This is a genomic window from Agarivorans sp. DSG3-1, from assembly GCF_046774965.1.
In the GTDB taxonomy this organism is placed as follows: domain Bacteria; phylum Pseudomonadota; class Gammaproteobacteria; order Enterobacterales; family Celerinatantimonadaceae; genus Agarivorans.
In genome coordinates, this window is the sequence record NZ_CP177241.1 from 3,651,753 (window position 1) to 3,674,621 (window position 22,869).

The 22,869-nt window shown below is 43.5% G+C and carries 19 protein-coding genes; 6 read left to right on the plus strand and 13 right to left on the minus strand.

The window, feature by feature from the left end; translation table 11 throughout:
- Positions 1-64 precede the first annotated feature (64 nt).
- Genes bioD through bioB form a run of 4 tightly spaced genes read right to left on the minus strand, consistent with a single transcriptional unit; the run spans position 65 to position 3,735 of the window.
- Positions 65-760, minus strand: coding sequence for a dethiobiotin synthase (bioD, locus tag ACLD71_RS16940; protein WP_411991431.1), 696 nt, complete (start codon positions 758-760; stop codon positions 65-67).
- Complete coding sequence (bioC, locus tag ACLD71_RS16945; RefSeq protein WP_137674549.1) at positions 753-1,529, minus strand: malonyl-ACP O-methyltransferase BioC; 777 nt, start codon at positions 1,527-1,529, stop codon at positions 753-755. Before bioC ends, bioD begins: the two co-directional genes overlap by 8 nt.
- On the minus strand, positions 1,526-2,689 hold the full coding sequence (gene bioF / locus ACLD71_RS16950; RefSeq protein ID WP_411991432.1) for an 8-amino-7-oxononanoate synthase: 1,164 nt from the start codon (positions 2,687-2,689) through the stop codon (positions 1,526-1,528). Before bioF ends, bioC begins: the two co-directional genes overlap by 4 nt.
- Positions 2,689-3,735 (minus strand): biotin synthase BioB, encoded by a 1,047-nt coding sequence (gene bioB / locus ACLD71_RS16955; protein ID WP_137674547.1) that lies wholly within the window; start codon positions 3,733-3,735, stop codon positions 2,689-2,691. The genes bioF and bioB overlap by 1 nt, the downstream gene beginning before the upstream one ends.
- 97 nt (positions 3,736-3,832) lie before the next feature.
- On the opposite strand from bioB, the gene bioA reads away from it, so the two are divergent.
- Positions 3,833-5,101, plus strand: a complete 1,269-nt coding sequence (bioA, locus tag ACLD71_RS16960) for an adenosylmethionine--8-amino-7-oxononanoate transaminase (protein WP_411991433.1) — start codon at positions 3,833-3,835, stop codon at positions 5,099-5,101.
- Here the strand turns inward: bioA and ACLD71_RS16965 are convergent, their stop codons facing one another.
- A complete protein-coding gene (locus tag ACLD71_RS16965) occupies positions 5,102-5,470 on the minus strand; it encodes a hypothetical protein (RefSeq protein ID WP_411991434.1) in 369 nt (122 codons plus the stop codon). It abuts the gene before it with no gap.
- Positions 5,471-5,625: 155 nt separating this feature from the next.
- Here ACLD71_RS16965 and asnS point away from each other — a divergent pair, with 155 nt between their 5' ends.
- The gene (gene asnS, locus ACLD71_RS16970; protein ID WP_411991435.1) at positions 5,626-7,026 is read left to right on the plus strand and encodes an asparagine--tRNA ligase; all 1,401 of its coding nucleotides are present in this window, start codon (positions 5,626-5,628) and stop codon (positions 7,024-7,026) included.
- A 190-nt stretch (positions 7,027-7,216) separates the two neighbouring features.
- On the plus strand, positions 7,217-7,897 hold the full coding sequence (locus ACLD71_RS16975) for a DUF3334 family protein (RefSeq protein WP_137674543.1): 681 nt from the start codon (positions 7,217-7,219) through the stop codon (positions 7,895-7,897).
- On the opposite strand, the gene ACLD71_RS16980 is transcribed toward ACLD71_RS16975, so the two are convergent.
- From ACLD71_RS16980 to ACLD71_RS16990, 3 genes are all read right to left on the minus strand, one after another.
- A complete protein-coding gene (locus ACLD71_RS16980) occupies positions 7,894-8,514 on the minus strand; it encodes a DsbA family protein (protein ID WP_411991436.1) in 621 nt (206 codons plus the stop codon). The genes ACLD71_RS16975 and ACLD71_RS16980 overlap by 4 nt on opposite strands.
- 1 nt (position 8,515) lies before the next feature.
- Complete coding sequence (locus tag ACLD71_RS16985) at positions 8,516-9,055, minus strand: NAD(P)H nitroreductase (protein WP_303554093.1); 540 nt, start codon at positions 9,053-9,055, stop codon at positions 8,516-8,518.
- Between the two features lie 216 nt (positions 9,056-9,271).
- Entirely contained in the window at positions 9,272-11,293 is a 2,022-nt protein-coding gene (locus ACLD71_RS16990) for an FAD-dependent oxidoreductase (protein WP_411991437.1), read from the minus strand.
- A 156-nt stretch (positions 11,294-11,449) separates the two neighbouring features.
- Here ACLD71_RS16990 and sppA point away from each other — a divergent pair, with 156 nt between their 5' ends.
- The gene (gene sppA, locus ACLD71_RS16995) at positions 11,450-13,276 is read left to right on the plus strand and encodes a signal peptide peptidase SppA (RefSeq protein WP_411991438.1); all 1,827 of its coding nucleotides are present in this window, start codon (positions 11,450-11,452) and stop codon (positions 13,274-13,276) included.
- An 84-nt stretch (positions 13,277-13,360) separates the two neighbouring features.
- Entirely contained in the window at positions 13,361-14,371 is a 1,011-nt protein-coding gene (gene ansA, locus ACLD71_RS17000; protein ID WP_411991439.1) for an asparaginase, read from the plus strand.
- On the opposite strand, the gene ACLD71_RS17005 is transcribed toward ansA, so the two are convergent.
- The gene (locus ACLD71_RS17005) at positions 14,368-14,649 is read right to left on the minus strand and encodes a YeaC family protein (protein ID WP_137674537.1); all 282 of its coding nucleotides are present in this window, start codon (positions 14,647-14,649) and stop codon (positions 14,368-14,370) included. The two genes, ansA and ACLD71_RS17005, sit on opposite strands and share 4 nt — an antisense overlap.
- Before the next feature lie 171 nt (positions 14,650-14,820).
- On the opposite strand from ACLD71_RS17005, the gene ACLD71_RS17010 reads away from it, so the two are divergent.
- Positions 14,821-15,648, plus strand: coding sequence for a DUF2989 domain-containing protein (locus ACLD71_RS17010; RefSeq protein ID WP_411991440.1), 828 nt, complete (start codon positions 14,821-14,823; stop codon positions 15,646-15,648).
- 10 nt (positions 15,649-15,658) lie between these two features.
- Here the strand turns inward: ACLD71_RS17010 and msrB are convergent, their stop codons facing one another.
- The 4 genes from msrB to malQ all read right to left on the minus strand — a co-directional run bounded on the left by msrB (position 15,659) and on the right by malQ (position 22,774).
- The gene (gene msrB, locus ACLD71_RS17015; protein ID WP_137674535.1) at positions 15,659-16,051 is read right to left on the minus strand and encodes a peptide-methionine (R)-S-oxide reductase MsrB; all 393 of its coding nucleotides are present in this window, start codon (positions 16,049-16,051) and stop codon (positions 15,659-15,661) included.
- The gene (gene glgX / locus ACLD71_RS17020) at positions 16,048-18,147 is read right to left on the minus strand and encodes a glycogen debranching protein GlgX (RefSeq protein WP_411991441.1); all 2,100 of its coding nucleotides are present in this window, start codon (positions 18,145-18,147) and stop codon (positions 16,048-16,050) included. Before glgX ends, msrB begins: the two co-directional genes overlap by 4 nt.
- A gap of 47 nt (positions 18,148-18,194) precedes the next feature.
- A complete protein-coding gene (gene glgB / locus ACLD71_RS17025) occupies positions 18,195-20,405 on the minus strand; it encodes a 1,4-alpha-glucan branching protein GlgB (RefSeq protein WP_411991442.1) in 2,211 nt (736 codons plus the stop codon).
- 170 nt (positions 20,406-20,575) lie between these two features.
- Positions 20,576-22,774, minus strand: a complete 2,199-nt coding sequence (gene malQ, locus ACLD71_RS17030; protein ID WP_303554082.1) for a 4-alpha-glucanotransferase — start codon at positions 22,772-22,774, stop codon at positions 20,576-20,578.
- Positions 22,775-22,869: the final 95 nt, after the last annotated feature.

The following is a 22,869-nucleotide window of genomic DNA, read 5'->3' on the forward strand; positions in this document are numbered from 1 at the left end:
CCAACCACTATAATATTGGGCATAGCTCACAATTTTCAATGGTTTAACAACTACTTTTTTTGATTTACATTTCACCAATAAGTTTATTGATATTGAAATATTTTTCTATTGATTGAGGCTTGAGGTCAGTTTTATAAGGAATGGTGGCCACGCATGGTGCCTCAATAGCACCTTGTAAATACTCAATGTTAAGCGTAGAGATTTGCTCATCATCGTTTAGCACGTTCGCAACCCAACCTATCAAGCGCACGCCACTGGCTTTAATTGCTTGGACACTCAGCAGAGCATGATTTAAACAACCGAGCTTTACCCCTACCACCAACAACACCGGAAGCTGTTGATTAGCCACCCATTGAGACATGGTGCCAGCGTTATCGTTTAATGGCACATGCCAACCGCCAGCGCCTTCTACAACGACACAATCAGATAAGGCTTTAAGCTCATTCAAGCCTCTATCCATTAAGTGGGTGTCTATCGGTTTTTTGGCAAACCGAGCAGCGATATGGGGGGCAATAGCCTGCTCCAACACAACTGGGTTGAAGGTTTGATAGCTTAGCGAAGAAGACGATACTGCTTGAATGGCTAAGCCATCTTCATTGACTAAACCTTGCTCACTCTGCTCGGCCCCCGCTGCTATCGGCTTAAAGCCATTAACCACCAGTCCAGAAGAGTGTTTTTGTAAGGCCTTAATAAGCCCACAACTCACCACTGTTTTACCTACTTCTGTATCAGTGCCAGTGACAAAAATAGCCTTAGTCATTAATTAATACTCCGTAACACACCTTGTAAGTCGCGCTTACTCGATTACCCTTGGCAGGATTAGCAAATTGCTGTTTATAGCTGCTCACCATTTTCTTCAACTGAGTGGCGTTACTGGCATTGGGTTTACCATCAATCACATAATTCGCGCCAATACCTTTTAACTCAGCCAGTAAACTTAGTGCTTGTTGGTACCAAAGCGTCTCGGTTTCAAATATCAATCGAGAATTCTTGAATCTCGATAATTGAATACAAGCTGCGACGTCATCAGCACTTATAAAGTGATTCACATGTCTGTACTGGTTAAGTTCAGACCAACTTTGTTTGAGTTCATACAACGTTCCGTCTAGCAAAGTTGAAAAAACTGCTACCCCACCAGGTTTTAGAACGCGCTTAATTTCGCTTAATGCAGTACTTAAATCGTTGCACCACTGCAGCGCTAAATTAGAAAAAACCAAATCTACGCTATCGTTCGCTAAACTTAGTTGCTCTGCATCAGCAACCACCGCAGCGATCCCAGTGTTAACCCGTTTAGCTTGGGAGGCCATGGCGTGGGACAAATCAATACCAATGACCTGACTACTGCTACTTTGCAGTGCTTTAGCAAAAAAACCCGTACCGCAACCAAGATCCATTGCTAGCGGATAGTGCTTATTTGGCACTTCTTGCAACAAGCGATGGCCAATATCACGTTGTAATCCCGCAAAATCATTGTAGGTATCTACTGCTTTAGAAAAGTGCCGAGCAACTTGCTCTTTATCGATAATCATTTTTCACCGCTTAATAAATCAACCAACACCGTCAATAAATCGCTAATGTCTTGCGTTGAGTGGTGACTACTTAAGGTAATACGCAAACGCGCGGTGTTTTTGGGGACTGTAGGCGGCCTTATAGCGCTAACAAAAAAGCCTTTTTCTTGTAATTGTTGGCTGATCGCCAAGGCTTTCTCACTTGAACCTAACAATATGGGTTGAATGGCAGTACTAGAATTAGCTAGCGTTAAACCAAGTTGTTCAGCCAAGCGTTTAAACAAACCAATATTATTTTTTAACTTAGCTTGAAACTCAGGCTCTGTGCGCACTACCTCAATAGCAGCACTTACCGCACAAGCTTGTGCTGCAGGCATAGCGGTGGAATACACATAACTCTTACTAAAATTAACCAAGTAATCTTTAAGTTCTTCATCACATAATACAGCCGCGCCAGATACGCCCAGTGCTTTACCAAAAGTGAGCATATGTATTTGAGCAGCTTCGGCGCGCAAGCTGGCCTCACTAATACTGCCCCGACCTTGATCACTTAGGCAGCCTACGCCATGTGCGTCATCTACCATCAACCAAGCATTGTGATGTTTACACAGTGAGCTAATTTCTTTTAAAGGAGAAAGATCACCGTCCATGCTGAATACACCTTCGGTGACCACTAACTTGTTGTTTTCTTGAGAAGACAATCGATGATTCAATTGATCCATATCGTTATGAGCGAAGCGTTTTTGCTGTGCCTCACACAGCATACCCGCTTCAAGCAACGATGCATGATTGAGCTTATCCTGAACTAATAAGTCACCCTTTTTTAACAAAGATTTGATCACCGCTTGGTTAGCGGAAAAACCACTGTTGAATAGTAACGCACCAGCACGCCCCTGCCATTCGCACAGTTGTTGCTCTAATGCATAATGTGGCGTTTGGAATCCGGTGACCAAGGGCGAACCACCACTGCCCACGCCATACTTTTCTGCACCTTTTTTCCAAGCGTCAATCACCTTAGGGTGATGAGACAAACCCAAATAGTCATTACTAGAAAAATTTAATAAACGCTCGCTAGCAATGTCAATAACCCTGCCCTGTGCGCTACTTTGGCAGCGCCTGGCTCGCAATAACTGTTGCTGTTTACGGCTTACTAGCTGTTCTTTAATAAACTCAAAGGCCATTAAGATGCGTCATAAAACTGGGAGCTTTGCTGTTGTTGCTTCACTAAGGTTTGATAAAGCGCTTCTTCCTGCTCTTCAGTACCGTTTTTAAGTGCCGCAGGCTCTGGGCGGATACCCAGTTTTTTAAATAGCTGCATATCTTGGTTTTCGTCAGGGTTTGGTGTGGTAAGCAGTTTACAACCATAAAATATTGAATTAGCACCGGCCATAAAACACAAGGCTTGCACTTGTTCATTCATTTCCTCGCGCCCTGCAGACAAGCGCACATGTGAACGAGGCATCATGATGCGAGCAACGGCAATACAACGAATGAACTCAAATTGGTCCATGTCATCAACATCTTCTAGCAGGGTGCCTTTTACCTTAACTAACATGTTAATCGGCACACTTTCTGGGTGACGTGGCAGATTAGCCAGTTGCACCAACAAACCACTGCGGTCTGTGGCCGTTTCACCCATGCCCATAATTCCGCCCGAACATACTTTCATTCCGGCTGAACGCACGTTATCAAGCGTGTCTAAACGCTGATCATAAGTCCGTGTAGTAATGATTTCTTGGTAGTACTCACGCGAAGTATCAAGGTTATGGTTGTAATAGTCTAAGCCCGCTACTGCCAACTCATCGGCTTGTTGTTTTTCTAACATGCCTAAAGTCATACAAGTTTCCATCCCCATCTCTTTTACACCTTCTACCATCTTTACTAGGTAAGGCATATCTCGTTGTTTGGGGTTTTTCCAAGCAGCGCCCATACAAAAACGGGTTGAGCCGTTTGCTTTGGCTTTTTCTGCTTCTTTTAACACATGTTCTACTTCTAGCAAGCGTTCTGTTTTTAAATCGGTTTTATGGTGTGCACTTTGTGGGCAGTATTTACAGTCTTCTGGGCACGCGCCCGTTTTAATAGAAAGCAGTGTTGAAACTTGCACTTGGTTTGGATCAAAATTCGCGCGATGAGCGCACTGGGCTTGAAACAACAAATCATTAAATGGCAAAGCAAACAAGTCGTTTACTTCCTGTACGGTCCAATCGTGGCGGAGTGCTTGAGTCATTGGTTAAGCTTTCTTTAGAAAAAATATTCCGTTAGTCTATCCACAGCCACCTCGCTGTCAACTTTTTAAAACCTCCAACTTTACTAGCGGTTATTAAATGAGCATAGATTTACATTACGACCAACAACATCTTTGGCATCCGTATACTTCTTCAATCAATCCTATTCCTTGTTATCCAGTGGCATCGGCCGAAGGGTGTGAGATTGAATTAGAAAACGGTCAACGCTTGGTAGACGGCATGGCCTCTTGGTGGGCGTGCATTCATGGTTATAAAGTTGCGCAACTTGATAAGGCCGCCAGCGAGCAACTAAGTAAAATGTCTCATGTAATGTTTGGTGGCTTAACCCACCAACCCGCTGTAGATTTAGCCAAACACCTTGTCGCCTTGAGTCCTGGCAGTTTAGAACAAGTTTTTATTAGCGATTCAGGGTCAGTGGCCGTAGAAGTTGCCTTAAAAATGGCTTTGCAGTATTGGCATGCCAAAGGTGAAAAACGCACTAAGTTTGCCACTGTAAGAAATGGCTATCACGGTGATACCTTTGGCGCGATGTCGGTGTGTGATCCACAAGGGGGAATGCATCAACTTTACCAAGGATTTTTGCCTGAGCATTTATTTTGTGAAGCACCGCAAACAGGTTTTAATCAAACCTGGCAAGAACAAGATATCGCCCCCATGAAAACCATGTTGGATAAGCATCATAAAGACATCGCAGCGGTAATTATCGAGCCTGTTGTTCAAGGTGCAGGCGGAATGAGGATTTATCATCCACAGTATCTGAGCGAGTTAAGAGCCCTATGCGACCACTATGGTTTGCTATTAATCGCCGATGAGATTGCAACTGGGTTTGGCAGAACCGGTAAGCTGTTTGCTTGCGAGCATGCCAACATTACCCCAGATATTTTGTGTTTAGGTAAAGGCCTTACCGGCGGCTATATGAGCTTAGCGGCTACCCTCACCTCGAAACATGTTGCAGATACAATATGTGGCGGCGAAGCGGGTGTGTTTATGCATGGTCCCACCTTTATGGGTAACCCTTTAGCTTGTGCGGTAGCTAACGCCAGCATAAAGCTACTGCTAGACAGTAATTGGCAAGCTCGCGTAGCTGAAATTGAGCAACAACTTAAACAACAACTAAGCGCATGTAGGCAATTAAGCACCGTCGCTGATGTTAGGGTACTAGGCGCGATAGGAGTGGTTGAAACCAAAACCGCTAATGATTTAGCCAGTATACAAGCTAAATTTGTTGAATTAGGTGTTTGGATTAGGCCATTTGGTAAGTTGGTTTACATTATGCCGCCCTACACTATTAGCGAAACTCAATTAGCCAAGCTTTGCTCGGCCATTTACCAAGTACTGAGTGACTAATTAGTTGAACAGTTTTAAGTAATAAGAAAGCAGCACAGTAATCACAATCATCGCCAATAAACCCATATTGATTTTAAAATGGTCAGTTTTGCGGCGAGAGCGGCTCCAGTTAATAAAAATCCCCACAAGGGTAATTCCACAGCAGCCCCACAACAAATAAACAAATATTTGGCGTAAGTCTTCATGCCAATGGTCGCGATACCCCTGCCCGTCTGATGGCTGAAAGGCGCTATAGGCAATTTCTGGTCTAGCATAGTGATAAACGATGAGCGAACCGAGAAACATTGTCCAAGCGAGTAGCGAGAACAACACAAACAATTTTTGTAAACCGTCGGGGCCTTTTCTTCGTTCTTTTCTATTTTGTGGCATTTCCTACCCTAATTAATCCCGTTGTTAGTCCTTTTCATTAACATAACTTATAGATTTCCTGTGTTTTATCAATTTTTACTTGAGTCTTTAGCCTCAAGAAGTAACATTGGTTCCCTTACAATATTAGCACTATCAGATTGGAGCAGTTGTTTGCTATGACGCATTCCTCAGTGACAGACGTTTTGGGCGGTAAGTTCAGCGTTGGTCAACAAGTTACTATCAAGGGTTGGATCCGTACTCGTCGTGATTCAAAAGCCGGTCTTTCATTTTTAGCGGTACACGACGGCTCGTGTTTTGACGCCGTGCAAGCCGTAGCGCCTAATACCCTTTCCAATTATGAGAATGATGTTCTTAAGCTAACCGCTGGTTGTTCTGTGATCGTGACTGGCGAAGTTGTTGAATCTCCAGGGCAAGGGCAATCTTTTGAAATTCAAGCAAAAAATGTTGAAGTGGTTGGTTGGGTAGAAAACCCTGATAGCTACCCAATGTCGGCTAAACGCCACAGCATTGAATACTTACGCGAACACGCTCACCTGCGCCCACGTACTAACGTGATTGGCGCTGTAGCCCGTGTACGTACCTGTTTATCGCAAGCTATTCACCGTTTCTACCACGAACAAGGTTACATTTGGGCAAGCACCCCTATTATCACCGGTAGTGATACGGAAGGTGCAGGCGAAATGTTCCGCGTATCAACCTTGGATATGAATAACCTGCCAATGGCCGACAATGGCGAAGTTGATTTTCAGCAGGACTTTTTCGGTAAAGAAACCTTCTTAACCGTATCGGGCCAATTAAACGCTGAAACATACGCCTGTGCACTATCAAAAGTATATACTTTTGGCCCAACCTTCCGCGCCGAAAATTCTAATACCAGCCGCCACTTGGCTGAGTTTTGGATGGTAGAGCCAGAAGTAGCCTTCGCTGATTTAGACGACGCGGCAAAGCTAGCTGAAGACATGCTTAAATATGTATTCAAAGCTGTGCTTGAAGAACGTATGGACGACATGAACTTCTTCGCTCAACGTATCAACAAAGAAGCCATAAGCCGCTTAGAGAAGTTTGTTAGCGCAGACTTTGCGCAAGTTGATTACACAGACGCCATTCAAATTCTTAAAGATTCAGGCCGCAAGTTTGAATACGATGTTGAATGGGGCATTGATATGTCGTCTGAGCACGAGCGTTTCTTAGCTGAAGAACACTTTAAAGCACCGGTAGTTGTTAAGAACTACCCTAAAGACATTAAAGCATTCTACATGCGTCTTAATGATGATGGGAAAACCGTAGCTGCAATGGACGTACTTGCACCAGGTATTGGCGAAATCATTGGTGGCGCGCAACGTGAAGAGCGTTTAGACGTGCTTGACGCACGCTTGCTTGAGTTAAACTTAGACAAAGATGATTACTCTTGGTACCGCGACTTACGCCGCTACGGCACAGTTCCACACGCTGGCTTTGGTTTAGGTTTCGAACGTTTAGTGTCTTACGTAACTGGCATGACCAACATCCGCGACGTGATTCCTTTCCCACGCGCACCTAAAAACGCCGAGTACTAAGCAACAGCTATAGTTAAGCAACAAGTTAAAGCCTCAACCTAGTTGAGGCTTTTTTATTTGCCGATCCCCCTCACACTCAAGTTAATTGCCAGTTAAACCCTATCAATCAAAGCTATACAGCTTTCAGTTCATCATCCATACTTGTTTCAATTGCTAATGCAAAGTCATCATGATTTTAAGAAGGAACTGCATGAAAAAATTGAAAGTTGTTACCACTGAAGACGTATTACTCACTCTTTGTAACTCTGTCACCACAGTACTTAGCAAAGCCACGACTAGCGAAATCAGATATTCGGCGATGGTACAGAAAATAAACAAAACCTGTTTAAAACCAGACATTGGTTGTTTTGTTTTATTTGATGGTGGGTTTTCAGGCTTGGTTGTTATTAACTTTACCTCAGATGCTGCCATGGAAATCTATCGTGATTACATGCTTCATATGGGTATTCCTGAGGCCGAGCTCGCTCAACAGCACACAGCAGATGAAGTGGGTAACGTGATGGGCGAGTTAATGAACCAAATGGTCGGTTACTTCACTGGTGTAATCGGTAAAGAGTTACAAACCTCACTAACTCAAAACCAACCTAAGATGTTAGCTTTAAACAAGCAGGTATTGATTTCTATTGATACCAACCTAGACCGTCCGCAAGCGCGTCGCGTGACCTTTACAACCGCTAAAAACAACATCTTTTATCTTGAGTTAGCGATGGATAAAACTGAATTCATCAAGCTTCATGAATTTGAAACAGAAGATGATGTAGATCCAGATGATCTTATCGACCAAGCCGCGGCACAAAAGAAAGCAGAGCAGAAACCTGCCGAGTCAGCGCAAACCATTGATCAAGATTTACTTGATGAGTTAGGTATCTAGGCCAACAACTCAGCAACATGCTCAAGACTCACTTGAGCATGTTTATAATCTAACTGGACAGGGTAATAACTAGCGCCCACCGCTAGTATTAACGAAGGGAATCCTTGAATAGGTAAGCTTCGAGCAAATTGTATTTGCTGCATTAACAGTTCATTCAGTGCTTCACTCGATATGTCTTCCACAAAAGTTTTTTTATCTAAGCCAAGCTTTTCTGCCAATACAAGCAAATTATTTAAGTCTGAAGGATTAATCGCCTGTAAATAATAAGCGTTCTGTATTTGCTTTATCATCGCTTTACCAGCCCCCTGCTTTTCAGCAGCAAGCACTGCTCGGTTTGCAGGATAAGTAGAACGACGAGGTGTGTTTACTTGCCAAAAATCATGGTTGAACTCGGTGCCTAGTTGCGCATTAATTTTATGCCATGTTTGCTGCAAAAACTGCTGCATATCATCAGGCATCGCTAATGCAGAATCTGGCGCTAGGCCACCCAACAAATACACCATTTCTATACTACTAGGCAATGACGATTCAAGCGCCTCTAAAGTAGGTTTATAGCCCCAACACCAAGAGCACATAGGGTCATGTACATAGTATAAACGCGCTTGAGTCTCAGTCATCTTACAGCCAAGTTACATAGTCTTTAAAGGTTAACTCTCGCGCTTTGTTCGATTTGGTTTGTGGACTGCCTAAATACAAATACCCAACAACAGACTCGTGTTCAGCTAAGCCTAACTCATGATTTACAATTGAACTATAAGCCATGGGGCCGGTGCGCCAAATACCATTATAACCTTGTGCAAAGGCAGCCATTTGCATTGCATGAACAGCGCAGCCAGCAGAAAGTACTTGTTCAATTTCTGGTACTTTTGAATGGGTTTTAGGCGAAGCAATCACGATAGTGATAAGTGGTGCACGAAAGGGCATCGCTTTTGCTTTTTCATGGTCGCCTTCTTCAGCCAGCGCGGCTTGTTCAAAAATGTCTGCTAATTTACTTAAACCTTCACCACTAACATGGATAAACCGCCAAGGAGTAAGGCCTCCGTGATCTGGCGCTCTAAGGCCGGCATTCCATATTGTTTCTAGTTCTGCGCCTTCAGGCGCGGGAGCAGCCAAGCGAGCGCATGACTGACGATTGAGTAACAAATCTAAAGCTTTCATTGTTATCCTTAACGAGCTAAATATAGCGCCATTGTGCGTGAATTATGCTAAAAGTAAAGTAAGCTAGATCGCTGTTTGGAGCTTAAACTATGCCGGAAGGAAAACATCATCAAATATCCACGCAAAGACAGAAAAACCTAAAGCAACTGCAAGCTTGGGTTAAACAAAACCCCCAACGTACAGCCGCTTTAATTAAGCAGTGGCTAAAAACAAAAACTAAATAGTGGCCGCCAGTTCAGCACCTTGTCTTATGGCGCGTTTTGCATCCAATTCAGCGGCTACATATGCGCCGCCAATTAAATGAGAATTTACGCCCAAGGCGGTTAAGTCGTCATGTAGACTTCTCAATGGTTCTTGCCCTGCACACACCACTACATGATCAACATCTAGGACAGATTGTTTGCCATCCACCGAAATATGCAGCCCTTGGTCATCTACTTTTAAGTACTCTACACCCGCGAGCATTTCTACCTGATTTTTCTTTAAAGTCTCACGGTGGATCCAACCTGTGGTTTTACCTAGATCTTTGCCCACTTTAGTGGTTTTACGTTGACACAGATACACCTTACGCAAGGCTTGATGTTGTTGATGTTCTTTCAAGCCACCGGCTTGGGCCATAGTGTTATCGATGCCCCAGTTATCTAGCCAACGGCCTACGTTGGTAGATAGCGACGGCTTTTGCTCTACCAAGTATTCAGCAACATCGAAACCAATACCTCCAGCTCCAATGATCGCAACTTTACCGCCAACTTCTTTATGATCTCGTAATACATCTAAATAGTTATAAACTTTGTCGTGTTCTATGCCTTCAATTGGTGGGGTTCGCGGTAAAATACCCGTAGCAATTACAATTTCATCAGCTTTTAACTCAGCCAGCATTGGGGCATCAACTCTGGTATTTAACGCGAGTTTAATACCTAATTGGTTGATGCGATTAGCAAAATAGCGAAGCGTTTCGTAGAACTCCTCTTTACCAGGAATTTGCTTCGCATAGTTAAACTGGCCACCTATTTTGTCTCCAGCATCATAAATTGTTACTTTGTGACCGCGTTCTGCGGCATAACATGAAAAGGCTAACCCTGCTGGGCCAGCCCCCACTACAGCAATTTCTTTGGTTTGCTTACAGTCTTTAAACTCTAGTTCTGTTTCATAGCAGGCTTGCGGATTAACTAAGCAACTTGCACGTTGTTGTTTAAAAACGTGGTCTAAACAAGCTTGATTACAACCAATACATGTATTTATAAGCTCAGCTTGGTTGTTTCGCGCCTTTTCAACAAACATAGGATCTGCCAGCAACGGCCGAGCCATAGACACCATATCCGCTTGTCCGGAGCGTAAAATGTTTTCTGCTACATCAGGAGTGTTAATTCGGTTAACCGCCACCATTGGGATACTAACGTGCTGTTTTATTTTTTCGGTTACCCACGCAAATGCGGCTCTAGGAACACTGGTAGCAATAGTAGGTACTCTAGCTTCGTGCCATCCAATACCAGTATTAAGAATAGTTACTCCAGCGTGTTCTAAGGCTTTTGCTAATGTTACAACCTCTTCGTAAGTACTGCCTTTTTCAACTAGATCCAGCATAGATAAACGAAATACAATGATGAAATCTTCGCCAACTAAGGCGCGGGTTTGTTTAACTATTTCTAAAGGAAGCTTAATTCGATTTTGGTAACTACCGCCCCACCCGTCTTTTCGTTGGTTGGTGCGCGCACAAATAAACTGGTTGATGAGGTAACCTTCTGAGCCCATTATTTCAACGCCGTCGTAGCCTGCACGTTTGGCTAACTTTGCACTATTCGCAAAGTCTTTAATGGTTGAGCGAATTTGGCGGTCACTCATGGCTTTAGGTTTGAAAGGAGATATCGGTGCTTTAATTTTACTGGCACTAACATTAAATGGGTGATAACCGTAACGCCCTGCATGCAATATCTGTAAGGCGATTTTTCCACCTTCTTTATGCACGGCATTAGTGATAATTCGATGTTTTTTCACCTGCCAAGGAAAACTAAGCTGGCATCCGTTAGGGGCTAAGCGCCCTCTAAAGTTAGGCGCTATTCCACCCGTAACAATAAGACCTACTCCACCCTTAGCGCGTAACGCATAAAAAGCAGCCAGTTTCTCAAAACCACCCTTTTCTTCTTCTAAACCGGTGTGCATAGAGCCCATTAATACTCGGCTTTGTAGCTGAGTAAAACCTAAATCAAGTGGCGCTAATAAGTGCGGGTACTTGGTCATCTTTGTAACCTCAATCCATTGGGAATGTTATTAAAGTGTTAATAGAGTATACAAACCAAACTTTTGTTTCAAACATTTGTTTTAATAATTGCAGATGCCTGATTTATATGACTATGGTAACGTTTAGCTATTGTTGACTTTTATAAGTAGATCCCAGTGTTTAAATTGATTAAGAGTATCTTCCGCTTCTTTTGGCGAACCCTTAACTTTATTCGTTCACTAATCGTTAATTTATTTCTATTGTTTATGGTGGTAATGGTCATCATTGCCCTCAGCAGTGTTAGCCCTGAACCCACAGAGCCCCCTACAGCGGCAGCCTTGCATTTAGTCCTTGATGGACAAATAGTAGAGCAGCGCCAGCGAGTAAACCCTATGGCCGAGTTTACTAACGAAATGTTAGGAAACACTGTAGAGAAAGAGTTCGACCTACACACAATAGTGAAAGCGATTGATGAAGCGAGAACCGATTCAAATATTACCGGCATCGTTTTAGATGTTGGCAGCATGCCAAGTACAAGCCAAACTAAACTTGCGACTATCGGCCAAGCTCTGCTTCATTTTAAAGACAGTGGCAAACCAATCATCGCTTACGCAGATTACTACGACCAACACCAATACTATTTAGCGAGCTTTGCCGACAGCCTACTGCTTAACCCTAAAGGTGCAGTATTAATGCGCGGCATGAACTCTCGACGTTTGTTCTTTAAAGATGCCATCGACAATTTAGACGTTACTACGCACATTTTTCGTGTAGGCACGCATAAGTCATTTGTAGAACCCTACCTTAGAAATGACATGTCGGAAGAGGCAAAACAAGATTTAGCTCACTGGATGGATCAACTTTGGCAATCATACTTAACGACTGTTTCAACTAACCGCGAGTTAGCGGCTGATCATTTGATGCCAGAACCAGCAGCATTGTTGTCGCGTTTAAAAGAAGTTGATGGTGATGGCGCCCGCTACGCAGAAAAATTTGGCCTCGTTGACCAACTCACCACGCGTACCCAAGCCAAACAATTGTTAATTGATACCTTTGGTGAATCAGATGACGGTTCGAGCTACAACAACAGAAGCTATGGCGAGTATGCACAAGGCCTAAGTAATGATGAACCAAGCGACAACACAATTGCAGTTATTGTTGCTCAAGGTGCCATTGTTGGTGGTAGTGGCCAAGAAAACGTGATTGCTGCTGACACCGTTATTGCTCAGCTTAATCAAGCGCTTGAAGACGAACAGGTAAAAGCCATAGTGGTACGAGTAGACAGCCCTGGTGGTAGCGCATTTGCTTCAGAACTGATTCGTGAAAAGTTTCAACAGTTCCAGGAAAAAGATATACCGGTAATCGTATCTATGGGCAGCGTTGCCGCAAGTGGCGGATATTGGATTTCATCAACGGCTGACTACATTTTTGCTAGCCCTACTACGATTACTGGCTCTATAGGTATTTTTGGAATGTTTGCTACTTTGGAAAATGCTTTGGCTAAATTGGGCATTAACAGTGACGGCTATGCAACGTCTACCCTCGCTGAAGTAAGCCCGTTCCAAGCTTTGCCAAATGAAGTGAAACAGATCATTCAACTCAATGTTGAACACGGGTATAAAGATTTTGTATCACTGGTATCAAGTGGCAGAGACATTGCGCTTGAAGATATGGATAGCATTGCTGAAGGCAGAATTTGGACCGGCCAAGACGCCGTTGATAATGGCCTTGTCGATCAATTAGGCGGCCTGAACGATGCTATAGAATACGCCGCCAACTTAAACAATCTAGATGATTACCAAGTTAAGCGTTTAACCCCACCACTTAGCTCACGAGACCGCTTTATTGCCCAGTTGTTTGATTCGCAAATCGGTGGTGCATTAGAGTCTGCGATACCAAACTGGGCTTTATTGAAAACAGTGGCGGAGCAAGCGCCTGCTGTAGATAAGTTTAATGATCCTCTTGGCCAGTACAGTTTCTGCGCAGTTTGTGATCAAATGTAAGCACTATTCAGTTAATCTTAAACGGTTGATTGCTTTGAACTAACATCAGACTATAATTTCAAAAAACTTTTGAACTATAGTCTGATGAATCGAAAATCTATCTATATTGCCTACACAGGCGGCACCATTGGCATGCAACGTAGTGAAAGAGGCTACGTGCCAGTTGCTGGTTTCATGCGCGACTGTTTAGACGCTATGCCAGAATTTCAGCGTGATGAAATGCCTGAATTCACCGTTCACGAATTTTCCCCACTGATCGATTCTGCGGATATGGACCCACAGCATTGGCAGCTAATTGCTGAAGACATTCAAGCAAATTATGAAAAGTATGACGGCTTTGTAGTCCTGCACGGCACAGACACCATGGCTTACACCGCTTCCGCACTTTCATTTATGTTAGAGAACCTAAGTAAGCCAGTAATTGTAACAGGCTCGCAAATTCCACTGAGTGAACTTCGTTCTGACGGCCAAACCAATTTACTCAATTCATTATACCTTGCGGCCTACTACCCAGTTCATGAAGTCTGTTTGTTTTTCAACAACAAGCTCCTGCGCGGGAATCGCAGTACTAAAGCCCATGCAGATGGCTTTGACGCGTTTATGTCACCCAATTTCCCCCCCTTGCTTAAGGCTGGAATAGACATAGAAATTATTGCCGGAGAGATTCGTCCAACGGGTATCAGCGCCTTACAAATTAGTCCTATCATTCCCCAACCTATTGGGGTTGTGAGTCTTTATCCAGGCATTTCCACTGAGGTCATCGCAAACCTACTTCAACAGCCCGTAAAAGCCTTGATACTGTTAAGTTATGGTGTAGGAAATGCCCCGCAACATCAAAAAATGACCGAATTATTAGAGCACGCCTGTGACCGTGGCATTATCGTGCTCAACTTAAGCCAATGTTTAACTGGCAAGGTGAATATGGACGGATATGCCACAGGCAACGCCTTAGCAAAAGCGGGTGTTGTTAGTGGTGGGGATATGACTACCGAAGCGGCGCTGGCCAAACTACATTACTTGCTAAGCAAAAACTTGCCTAGCAAGCGGATCCGTGACCTACTTTGCCAAGATATTCGCGGCGAGATAAGTATCTAATCGTTGTGTTGAGGAACACTAATAATGGTTTGTTCTTCTCGATATTGACGTTTTAGTTCTTGTTTAGATTTCATCACTAACTCGCCATCGGTACCCACAGTAAAATGCTGGGGCTGATGGTTGTGCTTAGCTTGATACAAGATAACCATTTGTTGAGTATGATCGCGTTGTTCATCTGTTAGTTTGTTGCCGTCGGGCCATCGCCCGGTTTCAACAGCACTTAACATATTTTGATAAATATCGGGGCTCATTGCCGCCAACAACTTCTCTACATCCATTTATCACTCCTATAATGTTACTGAAACATTACCAAACCATTGATCCAGTGCCAAGCTATAAACTAAGCACTTAGGAAACAATGCTGATTTTTGAATGGACTAAATCAAAAAAATCTATGATAGTCTTACCTTTATCAACATCTGCTAATGATATTTATTCAGGAAAATGATTTGTCTTTTTTAAAGCCACTAGGCTGCAGTTTATGTTTAGTTGTACCACTTGTACTTAGTGGATGTGATGCAGGGTTTGATTTGTTCGGCTTTGGTAGTCGCTCGGTAAAAAGCATTTGTAAAAGTAACCCAGAGCTTTGTGAAGATTTAAATCGCGACGGCTGGTGTAAAAAGGAACGCTCTGCTGTCATTCTAAGTCGCTTCGATGAAATGACCGAAGTTACTGAACAACACCAGTATGAGCTGATAAAGAACTATCAGGCTTATAATTTTTGCATAGAACTTGCGGCCAGTATTGAACCTAAATACGACAAATCTCGTAAAACTCAGCGCGTAATTGGCTTGCTTACCTCTTTAGAAGAATTACAACGTCTAGAAAACGATACGCGTGATTCTAGTCATCCCTATTTGTCGATGTATCACTGGACCCAATATCGCGATCTTGAGGCGCGAGACCGATTTTTGGCATTGGAAGGCCAAGCCGTGTTAAATCAACCTGATTTACAATGGACCTTAGCAATTCATTACAGCGGAAAAGATGCTAAAAAAACCATTAACATTTTGCAAAACGCCTTCAAGTTGTTTCCAGAAAATGCGGTTATTCCAGCTAAGTATGCTGAAGCGATTACGTCTCAGTATATGAATTTAAAAGACTACCGCCATGCCTATTTATGGGCACAAATCGCCAGTCACTTTGATGATCATAGTAGGCAAGATTATTCTGGTTTGAATCACAAGTTGAAGTTGTCTGAAGAACAGCAAAAAATGTTAAAAGATGAAGCGGCAATTATCTACGAGCAAATAGACACAAGACAATACCGCTTATAAGCAAGGTTATTTACTCAGCAGTGAAACCTAAGGCTGCTGAGTTTATACAGTAGCGTTCGCCAGTGTCAGTGGGACCGTCATTAAAGACATGGCCCAAATGCGCATCACATTGGCTACAACGCACCTCAATACGCTCCATGTTATGACTTTGGTCTCGTACAAAGGTGACCACACGGCTTTCAGCAATTTTGTCAAAACTCGGCCAACCGCATCCCGAGTCAAATTTAGACACCGAGCTAAACAGTGGTAAATCACAACATACGCAGTGATACATGCCCTGCTCTTTATTATGTAACAGAGTGCCGGTAAACGGACGCTCTGTTGCTCCTTTCCTTGTCACTTGAAACGCAAGTTCGGTAAGCAAGCCTTGCCATTCTTGTTCATCTTTTACTATTTTAGTCACGATTTTGTTTGTTCCAATAACAGCATTGAACGGGCATTTAGTTTGACACTTTTAGTGTCTCTAAGTTGCTTAACGAAAATAGCTTGTTCATGCGCTGTATCCATTTGCTGAGTCCAATGTTGCGATGTTTCTACTGCAGGCAATATAAAATCAATAGCGTGAGAACTAGCGTTAATAATCCATAACCAACGCTCTTTCGATTGTCTTAGGTTTCGTATCTCTACTGCTACAGCCCACCCATGCGACTCATGCCAATCCTCTTGGTGCATAAAGTCACCGTCGTGGCGATACCAACGAACACTATGATGCTGGGAGTGACATTTTTCGTAACTGTCGTTTTCCAGCTGAAGATAATGAAAAACTCGTGAGCGTTTACGCAGTGCAATAAGCTGCTGACAAAACTCTAAAAATTGTTGCTCATGCGTATCTAACTCCCAATTAAACCAACTCATTTTGTTGTTTTGGCAGTACGCGTTGTTATTGCCTTGCTGAGTGCGGCTTAGTTCATCCCCACCAAGAAAATGCGGTACGCCTTGCGAAAGCATTAAAGTGGCTAATAAATTACGCTTTTGTTTACGCCTAGTCGCAAGTACCTTTTTGTCTTTAGTATCGCCTTCTTCGCCATAGTTAGCAGAGATATTATGACCATGGCCGTCACGGTTATCTTCGCCGTTAGCATGATTATGACGTTGCTCGTAGCTAACCAAATCGTCTAAAGTAAAACCATCGTGGTAACAAATGTAGTTCACACTGGTGTGGATACTACGTCGACTCGCAAGAAATAAGTCGCGAGAGCCCATAATTCGGGTGGCCATTTCACCAAGCAAACCGTGTTCACCTTTCCAAAATGCGCGGCTTGTATCTCGGAACCGGTCGTTACACTCCATCCACCGCTCTGGGAAATGCCCTAGCTGGTAGCCATTTGGGCCAATATCCCAAGGCTCTGCTATCATTTTAGCCCGCGACAAAATAGGGTCTTGCGCCACGGCTTTAAAGAATGCAGCATGACTTGAAAAGTGATTATCTTCTCGGCCTAAACTGACCGCTAAGTCGAAACGAAAACCGTCAACTTGCATTACGTCAACCCAATAACGCAGGCTGTCTAGTACTAAACGTAAACTGATTGAATGATCTAAGCTCACGCTATTGCCACAACCAGTATTATTGGCGTATTGACTGTAATTTGGGCTGTCACCAATTTGATCAAACAAATAATAATTTTTGTTATCAAGTCCACGGTAACAAAGAGTTGGGCCATCAGATCCCGATTCTGCTGTGTGATTAAAAACCACGTCCAAAATCACTTCAATGCCATTGCGATGAAATTCACGCACCATGGTCTTAAATTCTGTTAAAGCATCAGATTTGGCGTAACGCGGTTCGGGCGCCATAAACAGAATGGGGTTGTAACCCCAATAGTTACTTAAGCCTAATGATTTTAAACGCGGCTCCGACATAAACACTGCGGTAGGCAGTAACTGTACCGACGTAATACCCAAGCTCTTTAAATGATGGATACTGTAGCTATCCACCAAACCTAAGTAACTGCCACGGTCGTCGCTATTTACTTTGGCGTTGAGCTTACTAAAACCACGAACGTGAGTTTCATACATGACCATATCTTGGCGGTCGATGTTAGGTTTAGCTACGCCCTGCCAATCAAAATCGTCATCTCGAACAATACACTTAGGTATAAGGTCTGCGTCATCTTCCTGGTAAGCTTTACTATCCCAGATAAGTGGTCGAGAAATGGCTTTTGCGTAAGGGTCTAGAATTAACTTTCGTGGGTCATACCAACAGCCATGTTCAGGCTGGTATTTGCCGAACACCCGATAAGCATAAAATTGACTGGATTTAATACCCTCCACATACCCATAGCGAATACCGCCTTGCTTGCCGGGCAACACTAAACGAGAGATTTCGTTTTCTTGCTCATCAAACAAACATAACTCTATGTGTTTGGCATCACCGGCATGAATGGCGAAGTTACATCCATTGGCATCAAGCGTAGCGCCTAAGGGGAAATCTCTTCCAGGGGACACCTGATATTGACTCAGGCTAAAAGGTAAAGGCTTTAGTTGACTTCTTGTTGACATGTAAACCTTAGGTCCCCCTGCTTTGGACAGGGGGAGTTATCAATTATTTAATCTACTTTGATTAAATACAATGTTGATAGTGGTGGCAAGTTTAATATCAGTGAATTTTCGCGACCATGGCTGGCAACCGCTTCAGATTGGAATTCAATTCCCGCATCGTAGTTACTGCCCCAATACATTTCTGAGTCAGTATTTAGAATAATGCGGTAACGCCCTTGCTCAGGTAAGGCTAAGCGGTAGTTGTTACGAGGTACAGGTGTAAAGTTACTCACTACAACAACTTTTTCTTGGCTATTAAGAGCATTACGCTGGAATACAAGTACGCTTTTTTCCCAATCATCATGGTCAATCCATTCAAAGCCATTGGTATCGTAATCACCCTCAAACATTGCCGGATGGCCACGGTAGACTTTGTTTAGCTGCTTAACTAGCTCTTGCTGGCCTCTGTGCTTAGGAAACTCCAGCACATTCCACTCTAGACTAGTATCATGGTTCCACTCACTGGCTTGAGCAATTTCGTTACCCATAAAGTTCAACTTCTTGCCCGGGTGAGCATACATAAATGCGGTATAGGCACGCAAGTTAGCGGCTTGTTGCCATTCATCTCCGGGCATTTTACCCAGCAACGAACCTTTGCCATGTACCACCTCATCGTGAGAAATGGGCAACACAAAGTTTTCGTCATAGTTGTACACCATGGCAAAAGTAATTTCGTTATGATGATATTTTCTAAACGCAGGGTCTTTCTGCATGTAGTCCAAAGAATCATGCATCCAACCCATGTTCCACTTAAAACCAAAGCCTAATCCACCGGTAAAGGTTGGCCGAGAAACGCCGGCAAAAGCGGTAGACTCTTCAGCAATGGTCATTGCATGTGGATATTGGCGATACACTTCTTCGTTAAACCATTTTAGTAGGCTAATTGCTTCGTAGTTGTGGTTGCCACCGTCTACATTAGGCACCCACTCGCCTTCTTCGCGCGAATAATCCCAGTAAAGCATTGAGGCAACAGCATCAACTCGAAGACCATCTACATGGAACTTATCTAACCAGATGAGTGCGCTGGCCACCAAGAACTGACGAACCGTATCCCGACCGAAGTCGTAGATGTAAGAGTTCCAGTCATTATGCCAACCGCGGCGAGGATCTTCGTACTCGTAAAGGTGAGTTCCATCGAACTGAGCCAAGCCGTGTGAATCACTAGGGAAATGCGCCGGTACCCAATCTACAATCACACCTATGCCATTTTGGTGGCACTGGTCGACTAAGAATTTAAAGTCATCAGGATTACCGAAACGGCTAGTAGGCGCAAACAGGCCAATAGGTTGATAACCCCAAGAGCCATCAAATGGGAACTCTGAAATAGGCAATACCTCAATATGGGTGTAACCCATTTCTTTGATGTATTCCACAAGCTCTACAGCAAGCTCTCTGTAGCTTAAATAGTTATTACCTGTGTCTTCAATCTTACGACGCCAAGATCCTAAATGAACTTCGTACACGCTCATTGGTTGATGGCGTTTATCATTATTCTGCGAATCAATCCAAGCCTGATCATTCCATTGGTATTGGTCGTGATCCCAAACTACAGAAGCAAACGAAGGATATTGCTCAGAGCTGAAACCTACTGGGTCAGTTTTGTGTGGGAGAGAATGTCCGTGGCGATCTTTTAATTCGTATTTGTATTTAGTGCCCGCGTCTAAGCCTGGTACAAACAATACCCAGTGGCCGTCTAGCGAGCGCTGCATAGGTAAACGACGACCATCCCAGTGATTAAAATCACCGATTAAACTAACCGCTGAAGCGCTAGGCGCATACACCCCAAAACGCACACCTTTAACCGCGACGCCATCAACCTCAATGGTTTTAACTTGGGCACCCAATACCTGATAAAGGTTTTGCGGTGCATGAGACATAGTCGCTAAGCCTTCGTAGGCAACTTCAGTAAACTGATAAGGGTCGATAACTTTAATTTTGTTATCACCAAAATCGACTTCAAGTTGATATGCAAAGGCTTGGTCTGTGTCAAACTCTAATTCGAATAACCCTTGCGGCGATAGCTGACTCATGGTCCCCAGCACATCGCCTTTAAGGGACAATACAGAGACCGATTTAGCGTCTGGTTGCCAAGCTCGCAACACTAAACCCTTACCGCTTTTTACAGCGTTTAAACCCAGTGAGTTAAATGGTTCGCTTAAGCGAACGCTAGACAATTGTTGAACTAATTGAGAAACCTGAGAAGACAAAGATCGTTTCATTATTATAGTTACCTTAAGGTCCTGAGAATAAGGGGATTTGGTCATTTAAGCTTAGGTTAGCGCAAGTCTCCAAGCTTTTCTCAATTAATAGGGATTAAAGTGAGATAGAAAACATTTTCATAGGCAAAAAAAAGCGCTCCTAGGAGCGCTTGATTACAATTTCGTCAATGTTACTTGCTAACTTTAGCGCGAGCGTCAGATAGTGAGTACATTAAGTGTTGAACATCGTGATTATTAAATAAGTCACTTAAGTTCCAAGACAACTTACGGCGCCAGTTTGGATACTCACTTGACGTACCAGGTACGTTAACTGGTTTGTCCATTTCCATCCAATCTTCTAATTGAACAGATAACAAATTACAGCTACCTTTTGCCATATGAACTTGGATACCGTAGTTCAGGCCTTTATCCATTCCCACCCAATTCACATCACGTGAGATGTAGTCTGGAATGCTCTGGTGACCGTGTAAGGTATCAAGCAATTTCTGCTTGTTCTCATGACGATCTTGGTAAAGGCTTTGCAATACTTCTTCGTCTGGGTAGATACCTAGTTCGCGACCTAAGGCTAAATCATCACAATGCCAGAAACCGCGAAGTGTAGGCATATCATGCGTGGTTACCGCAGACATTGCTTGCTCTGGGTAATGCGCTGGAGAAATAAAACCACCGTCTTCCGCTTGCTCGAAGAAGAAAATTCGGTAAGAGTGCACACCGTTTTCTTGCAGCACTTCGAAAATGCCGTCAGGTACAGTACCTAGATCTTCACCAATAATCAGACACTGATTACGGTGACTTTCTAGTACCAAAATACCTAACAGGTCTTGGATTGGGTAGTAAAGGTAAGCACCTTTATCAGCAGAGTCTTCTACAGGCACTAACCATAAACGTAATAATGCCATGGCGTGGTCAATACGCAATGAACCACAAGAGCGCATGTTAGAGCGGAACAAATCAACCATTGGTTGGTATTGCTGTTCTTCTAGAACCGATGGATCCATTGGAGGTAAACCCCACTTTTGACCTAAAGGACCTAGGATGTCTGGTGGTGCGCCAACACTAGCATCTAGCGAGTAAAGATCGCCATTTGCCCAAATCTCAACACTGCCTTCACTTACGCCTACTGCTAAATCTCGGTATAGGCCCATGGCCATACCCGAATCTTTAGCCACTTGGTCAACAGCAGCTAATTGCTCATCGGCAATCCACTGTAACCATAAGTAGAAATCAACATCGTCTTGGTTGGCTTTAACCCATTCGGCTACTGCAGGTAAATGATACTCTTTGTACTCATCAGGCCAAGCTGGCCAACCCCATGCATTGCCAATGGTGTCGTATAAATGTGCTTGTAGTGCATCGTAAGTTGCTTGAGCTGCTAAGCTCTCGCCACCTTCTTTGATAAAACTACGGAAAGCATTAGCACGCTTAGTGCGGCCTTTTTGAATGGTTTGGAACTGCTTAAAGACTAGTTTAAGTGCTTCAATTTTAGCTTCAGTAACACCGGTGTAGTCTACCCACTCGCTACTACGTAGCTGTTCTAAGCGGTTTTGGAAAACACTACTTGCTACTAACGCAGCTGCGTCTGACTCAGCAAACTCACTAATCGCTTCAACATCGATGTAAACAACATTCAACCAGCGACGAGACGATGGGCTGTAAGGGCTAGCCGCTTCTGGATTGGCGGGATATAAAGAATGGATTGGATTTAGACCAACAAAATCACCGCCTTTTTCAGCAATGTTTTTAACCAATACCTGTAGGTCTGAGAAGTCACCAATGCCCCAGTTGGTTTCGGTGCGAAGACAATAAAGCTGTACGCTTGGGCCCCATACCTTTTTACCGTTGGCAATATCTGGCTGAATGTATGCTGCTTGAGGCGCAACAATATAACGAGTTTCAGCTAATACCTTACGACCACCTTTTAACGAGATACTTAAATTGTGGTAACCAATAGGTAATTCTAGACTTAGGCTAACGGTGTAAGCTTGATACTCAACTTCGTTTATAGCGTGAGCTTCAATTAGCTCGCCATCAACAGGGGTAATTTGCCCTTTAAACTGTTCACCCTGCTCCGTGCTTAACTTCCAAGTAAACTCTTGGTTAGCTAATTCAATAGGAACACGGATTTCAAGTGGATATTCTGAAGCAACACGAACCACTTTTACCACTGGCATTACTTGCTGCCAATAGTTAAGCACGTCTTCTTCATAACGCTGTGCTAATTGCTCTGCATTATCTACTGGATAACCTAGCGCCTTTAACAGTTTTAATTTGCTTTCAGGTACGACTTGCGCCGGATTTCCCCAAGCATCAACGTAGCTGGTTTCAATGCCGCGAAGCTTTACCAACTGTTCAATGATTTGATCTGACATAACATTTCCCGAGTTATTGCTTTTATCTAACTAATTATTGTTTTTTTAGCGCGTGTATTGTACTCATCCTAACGCTCGATTTTTCGATCTAGCAC